Origin of the sequence: Nostoc sp. LEGE 12447 (assembly GCF_015206985.1) — a bacterium.
Lineage (GTDB): Bacteria > Cyanobacteriota > Cyanobacteriia > Cyanobacteriales > Nostocaceae > Nostoc.
On record NZ_JADEXT010000019.1, the window covers coordinates 107,734 to 121,711 of the forward strand.

Annotated in this window: 11 protein-coding genes; 6 read left to right on the top strand and 5 right to left on the bottom strand. The window is 42.8% G+C overall.

The genetic code is table 11. From position 1 onward, the window contains the following. Position 1: 1 nt before the first annotated feature. Positions 2 to 919 (bottom strand): AEC family transporter, encoded by a 918-nt coding sequence (locus tag IQ274_RS19855; protein WP_163933708.1) that lies wholly within the window; start codon positions 917 to 919, stop codon positions 2 to 4. Positions 920 to 1,021: 102 nt separating this feature from the next. Here IQ274_RS19855 and IQ274_RS19860 point away from each other — a divergent pair, with 102 nt between their 5' ends. Further along, positions 1,022 to 1,825 carry a M15 family metallopeptidase gene (locus IQ274_RS19860; protein WP_163933659.1) on the top strand — a complete coding sequence of 268 codons (804 nt, stop codon included), beginning with the start codon at positions 1,022 to 1,024 and terminating at the stop codon, positions 1,823 to 1,825. Between the two features lie 203 nt (positions 1,826 to 2,028). On the opposite strand, the gene IQ274_RS19865 is transcribed toward IQ274_RS19860, so the two are convergent. The 3 genes from IQ274_RS19865 to mrdA (IQ274_RS19875) all read right to left on the bottom strand — a co-directional run bounded on the left by IQ274_RS19865 (position 2,029) and on the right by mrdA (IQ274_RS19875) (position 6,117). Then, positions 2,029 to 2,175, bottom strand: a complete 147-nt coding sequence (locus IQ274_RS19865) for a hypothetical protein (RefSeq protein WP_228058258.1) — start codon at positions 2,173 to 2,175, stop codon at positions 2,029 to 2,031. Between the two features lie 2 nt (positions 2,176 to 2,177). After that, positions 2,178 to 3,998 carry a penicillin-binding protein 2 gene (gene mrdA, locus IQ274_RS19870; RefSeq protein ID WP_194143200.1) on the bottom strand — a complete coding sequence of 607 codons (1,821 nt, stop codon included), beginning with the start codon at positions 3,996 to 3,998 and terminating at the stop codon, positions 2,178 to 2,180. A 271-nt stretch (positions 3,999 to 4,269) separates the two neighbouring features. After that, positions 4,270 to 6,117: a penicillin-binding protein 2 gene (gene mrdA / locus IQ274_RS19875; RefSeq protein WP_194143201.1), complete on the bottom strand. Its 1,848-nt coding sequence runs from the start codon at positions 6,115 to 6,117 to the stop codon at positions 4,270 to 4,272. A gap of 202 nt (positions 6,118 to 6,319) precedes the next feature. On the opposite strand from mrdA (IQ274_RS19875), the gene IQ274_RS19880 reads away from it, so the two are divergent. Together IQ274_RS19880 and IQ274_RS19885 are read left to right on the top strand one after the other, a co-directional pair. Further along, positions 6,320 to 7,447: an ABC transporter ATP-binding protein gene (locus IQ274_RS19880; protein ID WP_163933668.1), complete on the top strand. Its 1,128-nt coding sequence runs from the start codon at positions 6,320 to 6,322 to the stop codon at positions 7,445 to 7,447. A 199-nt stretch (positions 7,448 to 7,646) separates the two neighbouring features. Continuing rightward, on the top strand, positions 7,647 to 8,096 hold the full coding sequence (locus tag IQ274_RS19885; protein ID WP_163933671.1) for a hypothetical protein: 450 nt from the start codon (positions 7,647 to 7,649) through the stop codon (positions 8,094 to 8,096). Between the two features lie 201 nt (positions 8,097 to 8,297). On the opposite strand, the gene IQ274_RS19890 is transcribed toward IQ274_RS19885, so the two are convergent. After that, positions 8,298 to 9,071, bottom strand: a complete 774-nt coding sequence (locus IQ274_RS19890) for an MlaE family ABC transporter permease (RefSeq protein ID WP_163933674.1) — start codon at positions 9,069 to 9,071, stop codon at positions 8,298 to 8,300. Positions 9,072 to 9,390: 319 nt separating this feature from the next. Between IQ274_RS19890 and IQ274_RS19895 the strand changes: the two genes are divergently transcribed. From IQ274_RS19895 to IQ274_RS19905, 3 genes are all read left to right on the top strand, one after another. Continuing rightward, a complete protein-coding gene (locus tag IQ274_RS19895; RefSeq protein ID WP_228058259.1) occupies positions 9,391 to 9,693 on the top strand; it encodes a hypothetical protein in 303 nt (100 codons plus the stop codon). 716 nt (positions 9,694 to 10,409) lie between these two features. Then, positions 10,410 to 11,837, top strand: a complete 1,428-nt coding sequence (locus IQ274_RS19900) for a hypothetical protein (RefSeq protein WP_194143202.1) — start codon at positions 10,410 to 10,412, stop codon at positions 11,835 to 11,837. A gap of 713 nt (positions 11,838 to 12,550) precedes the next feature. Continuing rightward, positions 12,551 to 13,966, top strand: coding sequence for a DUF3370 domain-containing protein (locus IQ274_RS19905; RefSeq protein ID WP_194143203.1), 1,416 nt, complete (start codon positions 12,551 to 12,553; stop codon positions 13,964 to 13,966). The last annotated feature ends 12 nt before the right edge of the window (positions 13,967 to 13,978 follow it).

The window sequence follows — 13,978 nt, forward strand, 5'->3', positions numbered from 1 at the left end:
ATCAAAATAGCCACAGCCAAACGGGGAGAGTAACCAACAATACTATAGCCCCAGCAGCTAGGGCTGTAACTGCCAGATCGCGATCGAGATTGAATGCCTCAGCAATTACCAGTGTGGCGAAAGCTGGAGGCATGGCCATTTGTAAGACAATTACCTTTGCGATCGCCCCAGTTATTCCAAATACTGGTAAAGTACTGCCCAATATCAAGGGAACTAACAGCATTTTGATTCCCAAGCTCATCCCTACTTGTGGTAGGCTACGCCAAGATTTGAGCAGCGCCAGTCGCATTCCAATTAATACCAGGGATAAAGCTACACTACTCCAAGCAAATTTTTCTAACCAGAATTCTGCAACTGTAGGAATTGTCACCTGCCGAAACAGCAAGCCAAATCCGAAACCCCACAGTGCAGGATTAATTAAGATAGACTTGGCAATCTGCCAATGATTCTGGACACCACCGCCAAAACGCGCTGCTAGTAATACACCCAAACCGTAAGTTCCTGGGAATGAACCTAACAAATCGTAAAATAATGCCCAAGCGAAGTATTCCTTGCCTACCATTGCTAAGGTAATGGGAAAACCAAGATAACCTGTATTACCCAACATTGCGGCTAATATCAAGCTAGCCTGAGTTGGTGGTTGGAGGACAGTATTTCTAAAATAGGCTTGTCCTTTAATGGCTAACCAAGCTAAAAATGCTCCGAGTAAAATGGCTAGGTAAGCGAGCGCAGGTGCAATCCAAATTTGCCCCGACAAGCTGGATTGACGCAAAAAAGATACTATGCTTATGGGTACTCCCACCCAAAAAAGAAACTGTCCCAAACGTGTAGGAACTGTTATGGGTAGTTTGCGTCCCAGAACAAAACCTACTAGGACTAATCCTCCTAGCTTGACGTATAGTTCTAAAAGGTTTGTCAAGATTGCGCCTAAGAACCACAGATGTAAAATGCTACCTGTTACGTCTACTTTTGTCCAGTGCAAAATCTGTTATGGCTATTCCACAAAAACAGGAGTTTACGCTTGAATAAGGCAGGGTTTTCTGGAAAACCGCAAAACTCATCGAATGACCTTGGTGATGATATTCCAGTGGCTGTACGTGATACCCCTGTTGCAGCACGCAAAATGTGGTTGCAACCCCAAATTATGCTGATTGGCGGAGTGGTGGGATTTATCCTGCTGGCTTTAATTAGCGGTTTTTTATTTTTCGTCACTGCACCCAAAAAAACTGCCGATTCTCAACCTTTACCAGCTACTTCTACTCCTCCAACTCCAGCACCATCTAATAATTCTAGCGAAACTATATTAGGGCATTTTCCTTACCCAGAAGCGCCTCAGTCAGAACTAATAACCATCTCCGCAAATAGGGGCATTAGAATGCGAAAAGCTGCTGCCCAAAAGTTTGAGGAGATGGTAGCAGCAGCCCGAAGTGCAGGTGTAACTTTAGTGCCAATTTCTGGCTTTCGCTCACTTAAAGACCAGGAACAATTGTTTTTTGGTGTCGGTGCCCAACGAAATCAAACGCCAGCAGAACGAGCTGCCCTCAGCGCTCCTCCTGGTCATAGCGAACATCACACAGGTTATGCTGTGGATGTTGGGGATGGATCAGTACCAGCAACTAATCTCCAAACCAATTTTGACAAGACTAAGGCTTATCAATGGCTGCAAGCAAATGCAGCCCGTTTTAGCTTTGAAATGTCTTTTCCTAAAGATAATGTTCAAGGTGTGAGTTATGAGCCTTGGCACTGGCGTTTCGTCGGCGATCGCAACAGCTTGGAAATGTTCTACAAAGCCAGAAATTTGAAACCCGCTAAGATATCGCCATAGGAGTTGTTCGATTTTAGAAGACTTGTAGAGATGGCGATTTATCGCGTCTCAAAAACCCAAAATTTTTGCCAGTAGCCCTTAACCCAAGCGTATTGGACGCTAGTGGACTCGCTCTAAGCGATCGCGTAGCGTCTCTAAAAGAGAAGAGAAGGCTTTACGACGCTGCGCTATCAGTGAGGGCTTGAACCCACCACTGATTAGTTTTATCGGTCTTCTTCTCCTAACGAAGGCTGAAGAATCACTTCCTTAAGGGCTGGACAGTAGTATTCAGCAATTTTTTTGGCGATCGCATCTGGTCGGGAAATTTTATCTCGATGACAAAGTAAAATTACGGTAATCCCAAGTACCAATTTTATGCTTTCTTCGGCGTTGGTTTTTGATACTTACCTGGATGCTTGCGCTGAAAATATTCCTCCATAATTTGTAAGATCATTGGCGCAGCAATGCTACCACCGCCACCACCGGAATGTTCCGCAAATGCCACAATCACAAATTCTGGCTGTTCAGCAGGTGCATAAGCACCAAACCAGGCGTGATTTTGCTTAACACGTCCCTTCCAGGCTTCGGCAGTACCACTCTTACCCGCGACTGGGGGAACTGTTGGCTGATTCAAAGCCTTACCAGTACCTTCAGCTACTACTTTCCGTAGTCCTTTCCGGAGAACACTAATGGTTGTCGGCTTCATATTTAAAGATTCTCGCCAGCTTTTTGCTTCTTCATTGTCTTTAAGCAAATGCGGCTGGACTCTATAGCCACCATTCGCGGGCACGGCAAACATGATGGCGACTTGCAGGGGTGTAGTTTGTAAAGCACCTTGACCAATTGACATATTAATGCTGTCTCCGACAGTCCAAGGTATCTTCCAAGCTTTCTGCTTCCATGCCTCATCTGGCACTAAACCTTTTGCCTCTTCGTTGGCAAACTCAAAGCCGGTTTTTTTACCAAATCCATACTTGCGAGTCCATTCTATTAAAGTTGGGCCACCGACTCCGCGACCAATTTGATAGAAAAAGGTATCACTACTCCACTGTAATGCACCGACAAAACCCAATGGACCGAATCCGGCGTGATTCCATTCACCAAATCGGGTACCGCCAAAACTTAGGGAACCATAGGTTTGCAAGACTGTATTAGGAGGAAATTTACCTGATTCTAGACCGGCTGTTGTAGTGACAATTTTGAAGGTGCTAGCAGGTGGAAAGGCGCTGAGGGCGCGATTGACTAAGGGATGATCTGCACCTTGTACAGTTTCCCAATCTTTTTGGCTGAGTTTCTGCTTCGAGAAAATATTGGGGTCAAAGGTGGGGTGAGATACCATTGCTAAAACGGCACCGTTCTTTGGGTCAAGTGCCACGATCGCACCGTCGCGATCGCCTAAAGCTTTTTCTGCTGTCTTTTGCATATTTAAATCTAAGGTCAAGTGCAAATCTTTACCAGGCTTCGCCTGTTTCTCACCCAAAACTCGGAGCGGCCGACCTGCACCATCGACTTCTACCTGCTGACCCCCCCATTCGCCCCGCAGACTTATCTCATAAGCTTTTTCAACTCCCATTTGACCAATCACATCACCTAATCGGTAGCCTTCCTGCTGCTTTTCTTTTAACTGGTCGGCGGTCAGTTCTCGCGTATAACCTAATACATGAGCTAATTCCTTGCCGTGGGGGTAGTAGCGAACGGCTTCTGTATGAATTTCTACGTCTTTAAGTTCGGTTTGATACTCCTTCAATGCCGTAATTTGTGCTTCGTTCAAGTTACGAGCAATCCGTATAAGTGAAGAAGAGTTAGCGCCTGCCTCTTCTAATTTCTTCTCCATCTCTTCTTGGGGAATCTCAAGAATTTGAGATAAACGTGCCCCCACAACTGACCATGCAGGCTTGGTATGTGCCATCGGCCACAAATATACAGAGCGAGGATAGCGAGTACTGGCTAAAAGTTTGCCATTACGGTCAAAAATGTTACCCCGTTCTGGTTGTTTGGCAATCATCCGAATTCGATTTGACTCAGCTCGTTTTCGGTGGCTTGCTCCTTCAGTAATTTGCAAATATGCCAAACGAACACTGATTCCCGTCAACATCAATAGAGTAAATATAATTAAAAATATCGGCTGGAAACTCTGTCCAACTGTACGTGTATTTTGTTTTCCGCCAAGTGGAGATGGTTTAAATATAGTCATAAGACAAAAAAGATTTCAAAATTAAGATTATCTGTAAACAATTCTGCTAAATTCTTAGCAGGTATTTAACGGCAAACTAATAGGCAGCCATTAATTGTTTTCAATTGATATCATAAGCTCATCTCTTCCATTGGGTCGCCCAAAGGCTTTTTGAATTTTGAACTTTGTACAATAGTACAGTTCAGCGTAAATAAACTACCCATTCCAAATGAATAAAACACTTACGCTGTATTCATTTTTAATTTTTAATTTTTAATTCCGCCTTGCGGTACTAATCCCCAGTGCCATGCCCTGAATTCTGAGTTTTTGCTTCTGATGGATCTGGCTGAGATTTTTTATACTTACCTGGATACTTGTGCTGAAAATAAGCCTCTAGCACTTGTAAAACCATAGGCCCACAAACAGTACCGCCATGTTCGCCAGAGTTTTCACCAAAGGCCACAACCACAATTTCCGGCTTATTACTAGGGGCATAAGCACCAAACCAAGTATGATTTGGGCGACCAACACCAGCTTCAGCAGTGCCACTCTTTCCAGAAGCTGGGGCAATTGTCGGCACGTCCAAGCGCTTACCAGTTCCCTCACTCACTACCTTCCGCAGTCCATCGCGGAGAACTTTAATCGTTGTCGGCTTCATATTTAACGATTCTCGCCAACTTTTTGCTTCTTCATTGTCTTTGAGCAAATGCGGCTGAACTCGATACCCACCATTAGCAGGGACAGAAAACATAATCGCCGATTGTAGTGGTGTTACTTGTAAAGCACCTTGACCAATTGACATATTAATGGTGTCGCCTACTGTCCAAGGTGTCTTCAAAACTTTCTGCTTCCATATTTCATCTGGAACCAAGCCTTTTGATTCTTCGTTGGGAAATTCAATGCCAGTTTTTTGACCAAATCCATATTTGCGGCTCCATTGAATTAAAGTTGGGCCACCAACTTTTCTACCAACTTGATAGAAGAAAGTATCACTACTCATAGCGATCGCTCTGGGAAATCCTAATGGCCCGAATCCGGCGTGGTTCCACTCACCAAAAGTCACACCACCAACGGTAAGAGAACCAAAGGTCTGTAATATTGAGTCAGGAGAGAATTCGCCTGATTCCAGTCCGGCTGTCGTGGTGACAACTTTAAAAGTACTGGCGGGTGGAAAGGCACTCAGGGCACGATTAACCAAGGGATGATCTTTACCTTGCACGCTTTCCCAATCTTTCTGGGAGAGTTTTTGTTTTGAGAAGATATTCGGGTCAAAGGTGGGGTAAGAGACCAATGCTAAAACAGCACCGTTATTCGGATCGAGTGCTGCGATCGCACCTCGTTGATTTCCTAAAGCTTTTTCTGCTGCCTGTTGCACATCCAAATCTATGGTCAGATGCAAATCGTTACCAGCCTTTGCCTGTTTCTCGCCCACAACTCGGATTGGTCTACCCGCACCATCCACTTCCACCTGCTGACCACCCCATTCGCCTCGTAGCACTTTCTCATAAGCTTTTTCCACCCCCATCTGACCGATTACATCCCCCAGTCGGTAGCCTTCCTGTTTCTTGTCATTTAACTGGTCGGCGGTCAACTCTCGCGTATAGCCTAATACATGAGCCAATTGCTTCCCATGAGGATAATAACGTACAGAATCTGTATTAATTTCCACTTCGGGGAGTTCATTTTTATACTCCTTAAGCGCCGTAATTTCTGCTTCATTGAGATCGCGAGCAATTCGGATGAGTGAAGAAGAATTAGCACCTGCTTGTTCTAATTTCTTTTCCATCTCATCTTGTGGAATGTTGAGAATTTGCGCTAGACGCGGGCCGACTACAGACCAAGAAGGCTTAGTATGTGCCATTGGCCACAAATATACAGAGCTAGGATAGCGAGTACTGGCTAAAAGTTTACCATTGCGGTCAAAAATATTACCTCGTTCTGGTTGTTTAGAAATCATCCGAATCCGGTTCGCTTCGGCTCGTTCTCGGAGTTTTGGGCCTTCAACAATTTGCAAATAGGCCAAGCGAGCCTCAATCCCAGTGGTTATTAAGAGGGTAAATACGATTAAAAATATTGATTGGAAACCACGTCCAACTGTACGTGTATCTTTTTTGCTGCCAATTGATGGGAATAAAGACATAAGACAAAGAATGATTCTAAGAGCGGTATTATCTGTATACAATTACCCTAAACTCATGCCCAAAACTGGGTATGAAAAAATCGGGCAAGTATATTCTTGAACAATTGTTTTTGGCGGATACAATAAACCAAAGTGTCAAATATAGTCTGCCCAATAGACTACTGACAAAGTTACGTAAGATCACGGCATTCTACTAAGGATTATGGCTCAAATTGTCATGCAGAATCAGAGGGGGATAACAACTTTTCAGCCACTTGATGTTGAACTGCGTAACGTGTTCAAGTTTTTTAACCAAGAACCAGCAGTACACGGAATAGACTTGGATGTCAGACAAGGAGAATTTTTTAGTATTTTAGGCCCCTCCGGTTGTGGCAAAACAACAACACTACGTTTAATAGCTGGCTTTGAAATCGCTGATGCTGGCAAAGTGTTGATTCAGGGTCAGTCTATGACTAATGTGCCGCCTTACCGCCGACCCGTCAATACTGTATTTCAAAGTTACGCTCTATTCAATCACTTGAATGTCTGGGATAACATCGCCTTTGGACTACGGTTAAAAAAAATCCACAAATCGGAAATTGAAATTAGAGTTCAAGAAGCTTTAAAGTTAGTGAAAATGGAAAGTTTGCGATCGCGCTTTCCCAGTCAACTTTCTGGTGGTCAACAGCAGCGAGTCGCCTTAGCAAGGGCTTTAGTCAACCGTCCCACCGTCGTATTACTAGATGAACCTTTAGGGGCGTTGGATTTAAAACTACGTAAAGAAATGCAGGTTGAGTTATCAAATTTACACAAAGACTTGGGAGTAACCTTTGTGATGGTGACACACGACCAAGAAGAAGCATTATCTTTGAGCGATCGCATTGCCGTCATGAACCAAGGCAAAATTGAACAAGTTGGCACTCCCAGCCAAATTTACGAACGTCCCCAGACATCTTTTGTTGCTGATTTTATTGGCGATACTAATTTATTTAGTGGTGAGATCGTAGCGGTAGATTCCTCTAGTATTAAAATTTCCACAAAAACAGGACTCTCAATTATCATTAACCGCGCTGAAGATACACCATCTCAATTATCACAAGCAGTAGTAGTGAGTGTGCGCCCAGAAAAAATACAGCTTTCGCTTTATCCACCCAATTTGCCAGCTAACTGCTTTGAAGGGCGACTTATTAATGTTATGTATTTGGGCACACACGTTAATTATGTTGTGGAATTAACAAATGGTATTAGCATAAATGTATTGCAACCTAATACTTTTGGTGCTTTACCAGACCGTGACACGCCAATCTACGCTTGGTGGGCAGAAAATGATTGTTTAGCTATTAGTCAATAGTTATAATAGTCTGCCTTCCATAAAGCTTATTTTTGATTTTTGCGAAGCTAGGTGCAACTCAAAGAGCCTTTTTTCTCGTTGCCTCTTAAGCCAAATAATTATGGCTACGCCACGCTAGGCGAACAAAAATCAAAGCGCATTCCTATATAAAATTTAATAATGTAATAATACCTTGACCCTGTACTAGGAATATAAACCCATGTCAATTTTTAAAAGAGTTCCTTGGGTGTCCCTGGCGTTAGTACTGCTTAGTTACAGTACCTTGGGCTGGGTAATATCTGAAACACATGCTCCTCTCTTTGTGTGGGTGCTGACTGTGGTTGCAATCTTGCTTTTAATAGTGACGTTAACCACTCCTTGGCCGAAAATGACCTATTATCTCAGGATTTTGCTTAAATCAAACATCAGGTCTTTTGGCGTTGCTGTCTTAGCAGCTTTCTTATTTTTTCTGATGATTGCCTGGTTTCGGGTATTTCTTGATACTTTACTCATCATTTCGGCAACTATATTAGTCAGGATAGATTTCCAAAGAGCAGGTCTTAGAGAAGGGCTAGCTTTTTTTACTGCATCTATCTTTTCATTTGCAGGTTTAGCTTTGGGTGCGCTAATTTATGAGTTAATATATTCCCACGTTCTCGTCAAGTTATGAAGTATATTCAAAAAAAGTAGGGATGTCTGTGGTGGGCTCCATCAAAGCTTCAAAACTGATATTTCTTACCCAAATTTTCGATAAATGAAGGCAGGAGGTAGGAGGAAAACTGTACTTCCCTATGGGACGCTATGCGAATAGACAAGCTCTGTTACCACTAATTTTCTTGCCCTTCCCCCTTCCCCTTTCCCCCTGCTCTCTTCAAAATGCAGGCTGGTCAAATAGTAGTAGAGAAAGGAAAAAATCCATGATAAAAATGGATACCCAACTAGTAACAACTGCCTTTGTTGCCGATTCTCCTACTTCCTTAGCTCCCCCCTTAGTAGTTAAACCCCAACTACAGCCGATGACAGCAACCAGCAAACCAAAAATAAACCCTTTTAACAAAATAATAAACAAATCTGATGGGTCTAAAAAATTTCTGACTGATTCTAAAAATGTTTCAGGAATAATTTTGTAAAAATATGATCCGGCAAAAACTCCGCCGATAATCCCAGTAACTAAAGCCAAAATCGTCATTAAAGGCACCATCAAACAACAAGCAATTACTCTAGGAAGTACTAGATAATCAATGGGATCAGTTTTGAGCATATAAAGTGCATCAATTTGCTCAGTTACCCGCATTGCACCTATTTCTGCTGCAAAAGCAGAACCCACTTGTCCTGCCATAATACTAGCGGTTAAAATTGGAGCTAATTCTCTACAAAAAGCTAAGGCAAAAGCACCTCCCACAGCATTTTCAGCCCCAAATCGGACTAATTCTCTTGCCGTCTGAATAGTAAAAATCATTCCTGCAAAACCGCTAACCAGGAGAACTGGAGAGATAGAACCGGGCCCAGCAGTCACCAGATGTTGCATAATTTTGCGGTAGTAAGTTTTTCCCTGAATAAAATGTAGCCACACTTGACCGAAAAGCAGCACTGCCGCACAACAGCGTGCAATCTGAGATTGCTCAAAATTTGTTTTTAGTCGCAATTTTATCGTCCTTAAGACTGGCTTTTTTTTGCAAATTATTGTTATATCAATTCTTCAAAATAAAACTACAGACACAAATGCTGGAAACCCAGCTAGATGTAATCTGACTTTCTCAATTACGTCGTAGACGCACGAAGTCCAGCTTTCCGCAGGATATTACGAATTGGTCTTAGGGTATGGTACATGAACACCATCATGTTTGAGACTTTTCTGCTCAATACAAATTGTCTATAGGACTCTCCTATAGCTGGTATTTTATTTTTACGGAGTTCCTAATGTTAAATGATTTTTTATGAACAGGATAAAAGTAGGAGTATTTATGTTGCTATTGATACTAAACTTGTCCGTAGCACATCCAGCTTTTGCATCAGTGTGTCGCAACTACGATTTCTCCAACGGGCTACGCCAACACCACCAGATTTGCATTCTCAGCATCAACCGAAGTGCTAAAAACTATTGGGAATACAGGGCAACCGTTAGTGTAGATGGAGTAAAAAGGCCCACCGAGGTTTACAATTGCCGGGAACGAGTCAAGGTTCAACAAGGTGGAGGTGTTTTACCCTTTGAGCAAAAAGACCCTGGTGAAATGATATGTAGCTTTTTTAATTCTTCTCGGCGGTAAACACGCGCCAGATAATAAAGACTGTAAAACCTAGATAGGTGAATACTGTTAACCATTCTTGCCAGCTACCAAATCCATTATTCATCAGCAAAAGCCGGAAAATCAATATTTCTCAATCCTACACTCTCAATACGGTTCGGTTAAAGGGAAAAGGTTTTGAATACATCCTTGCCCCTTTACCCCTTACCCTTTACCCCTTACCCTTTACCCAGACCACAAGGAAAGTGAAAAATGCTTATCCGAACCGTATTGCCTACACTCTGGCGCTATCAGTCGGTTGCTGCTTGGAAGAGAAAGGAAGACTACGCAAAAATTTTTAGCTAATTTTCCGAAATCGATAACAACCGAGCGGTATCCCTGATCAGAGCATCGATTTTATACTGAACTTCTATAACTAACCTTTGGGCAATATAGCCCCATGTTTCCACTCAAAAACCCGGCTATCATGGCCGGGTTTTTGATGTTGAAATTAATCATACTTAGGGATGATTAACAGAAAGATGTAGACTCAATAAGACTTGCAACAGGCTAACGCAGAGCTACAGAGAACACAGACAAATAAGAATTTGAGAGATTTTTTGTGTAAGTTCTCAGTTGCCATTGAGCAATTCAGCAGCACTTCTTGAAAATATCTGCGTATTAAATAAAACTATTATTCAGAAACTTTTAAGCGAATTTATCGGTCTGGTTCTCCAAATTCTGCAAAAATTTAGCCAATGTCATCTTCTGCTCAAGGTATTCCCGGATTACCCGATTTGACGCATCCGATTGAGCTTGTTCAATTTGGAACCCAGGCGCTCAAAGCTTCACTGTTATTAGTATTTTTAATCGTAGCTTTAGGAGTTGCGATCGCACTGATAAGTTTTTCCCTCCGTCGCAGCCAGCCGGAACAGCTTATATTCATCGGTGAATGGGCTGTTGGCTATTCTCAACTGTTGCGTGGATTACAGCATTTAACTCTAGTATTAGTTCTCTTAGTACCGGGATTTTTTCTCTGTTCAACTTTAAGCAATCGCTACCACTACTGGGAACAAGCAAAGGTAGCTCAAGTGGCTGAAAGTGTTGCAGGTGAAAAGCTAGAACAACTTGCCCCTCAAGTCCGCTACTCTATTCAAGAGCCATACTCATATAACACTCAAGTTGGCAACAAAATAGTCAAGGTAAATGAGACAAGACAGATTAACCGCTTCTTGAGCTTGGCTGGTTCGCAAATTCAAGTCAAGCTTGACCAAAGCGTAGATGTTCCAGGGCGTAGCTCAATTTATCGGGCAGATTATACTGCCGATTATAAAGTAGTTAACAAACTCAAGGACATTAATAATTTTTTCTTTGAAGCACCGCCACCCAACGGCTACACACTTCTTTCTAGCTATAAAATCGAGCGTGACGGGACAAGATTGCAACAAATCAATCCAGAAGATTATGGTTTTCCCTTCCGGCTGCAACCAGGAGAAGAAACTACCTTTCGAGTCACCTATCAGGCTAGAGGCGGGCCTCGCTGGGTTTATAGTGCAGGGGGACAAATCCTATCTAACTTCCGCCTCATAGCAATTGCTAACTTTGCTCCGGCTAATTTTGCCAGTGGTATTGAACCTGACGATATTAAATCTGACGGACGTAGTACGCAATTTACTTGGAAATTTGACGAGAATGTTTCAGTCAAAAATCCATTTGGAGTGTTTACCAACACCGAACCGATTCGTCATACGGGGGTAATTCCGCGTCTTTTATTGCTAGCACCAGCAATATTTTTGTGGTGGATTTTGTTGTTATATTTATCACTACCAATGAGTTTCAGAAATGTTGCGATCGCTGGTAGTATTTTCTTTGCTTGTCTATTGATTCTGACCTATCTGGCTCGTGTCATCAATGCTCAGTTGGCTTGGACTTTAATTTCCATCATCTTACTGTTTTTGACATGGGGATTGGGAGCTAGTCGCAGTGCTTCCCTGGCTGCTATTATCTGCACTATTGCTGGAGCAGTATTACCAATTTTTGGATTATTAGTACCATTTAGCGGCCTCACCCTCAGCCTAGCGGGTTTACTTTCAGCCGTTTGGCTAGCAGTTCGTCACTGGTATGGCTGGTACAGTTTGCATCCACAAGATCAAAGATTGCAGGCTCAGAAAAATGCTAAAGATTAGTAGATTTCGCTATGATTAGCGAAGTTTTAGCACATAACATTTATGGATAACGATTTACTGGCTTTCTTAGCAGGTGCTGGGTTACTCGTCCTTTATCTCATTTTTTCTGCATTGACTGAAATGGGAACTAAACTACCTTGGAAGAAATAAGCTGATAGGGCGATAAAGTTACTAAAAAGTTACATTTTTCAACCTAATTGGACTTGGAAAAAGGAATAAACATCCTTTAGGCTAAGTTAATATACTTATTTCTCGAGAGCAAGCCAAATGCGCGATCCACAAAAGAACCAGATAAAAATCGAGCCGGCAACCCTCGTATTAATTGTGTCCCTACTAATACTTTTGCCTCTACTATTTGTTGGTTTTTTCTCGCAGTGAGCTAGTGAGGAATACCAGATACAGCAGTTTGATTTTAGTCATTTTTTTTTACGTAGACGCATTAGCGAAGCGGTAGCGACGTTCGCGTAGCGTCTCGCAGAGAAGGAGCGTCAGCGGCTTGCCGCAGGCTACCACAGAGACGCAGAGGGCACCGAGAGAATAAAGAAATGCTTAACTGAACTGTATTGCTGTTGTATATATAGCGATGCCTGCGGTGGTCACTGAGCGCAGCCGAAGTGCGGGCTATACTTACGCATTTTCAGAAATCCGCTTCTAGAAACTTGTAATAATAACTTGTTATATCTGACACTACAGCGTGATTGACGCGCAAATTTATGCTGGCTAAATTACCACTACCTGTATTCACACTTCTATTAGGACTTGCTATAACTCAAACCTTTGGATGCACAGCAGATAAAAAGAATTCCGCGATCGCTCAAACACCTCAGCCAGCACCCCAAGAAATCGTGCAATCAGGAGCAGTTCTGGCTCTACCAGGTAAGTTGGATACAATACCTGTTTTTAACAGCAATAGCCCAGAATGGATCAAAACTGAGGGAATTTTACTTTCTACTTTTCCTACAAAAGGTAAAAAAGTTGCAGCAGCGCACCTAAATTTTCCCTTGAAGGGACGCTTTGACTTATTTGCCCATCACTATACCCACACTCCCAAGGATTTACAAACGCTATACCTGGGTGTACTTGTGCATAACCCTGGTAAAAAACCTGTAACAGTGGATGTGTTGCAAGCGGCGAGTTACTTGATGCAAGATGCGCCATTTGTTACCTTACCACCCTATGTAGAAAATAACGATGGTAAAGCTTACTCTGGGCCAGGCGATCGCGCTGTTGGTGATGTACTCCGAGGTGTTCGACAAGCTGATTTTCCGGCAAAGCTAATAATTCCGCCAGGGCAAAGCCGGATGTTACTAAATCATCCGATTCCTGTACGAAATCTAGAAAAGCCTGTGAATGGTCGCTCTAGCTTTATGCGGTTGCGTAGTAGTGATCAAGTTTATGCGGCAAGTTTAGCAATGTTTGCCAAGAAAAATTCTGAGAATACAGAACGCCCACCGACTCTTGGAGAATGGCAAGCTTTACTAGATAACGGGAACTTCGCCGGGCCGCGAGATAAAACCCCGACTCCTCCAAATGCTACCAGTGGCGCACTGATTTATGGGCGTGTAGCTGGTATATCACAAGGTTCCCAGTGGAAAGCAAAGTTGCTGGATAATCCTCAAAGCACAAATCTGACTATTCCCCAGCGCGGTAAAGCTATTTCTTATGTTTTAGACACATTGCGGAGTGGTCGATTGGGTACTCAACAAATCCAAACGGCCAAAATGTTGGTACGTTATCCAGATACAGCTTATGAAGCACATGGTAATTATGGGGTGGAATATAAACTCACCTTACCTTTAAGCAACAATACCAACCAAACTCAAACCGTGACTGTTACTTTGGAAACGCCTTTGAAGGAAGATAAATTATCCCAAGGTGGTGTACGTTTTAGGAAACCATCTCTAGATTTTCCTTTCTTCCGTGGTACGGTGCGGCTGCGTTACTTCGATGACCAAGGTGAACAAAAGACTCGCTACGTACATCTATGGCACAGAACTGGTCAGGTGTTAGAACCATTGGTACAGCTTGTACTTCCACCTGCCACGAAGCGGATAGTACAGGTAGATGTGATTTATCCGCCAGATTCGACACCACCCCAAGTCCTGAGTGTAAGAACTTTAGACAAGTGAGGAGTTAGTTAA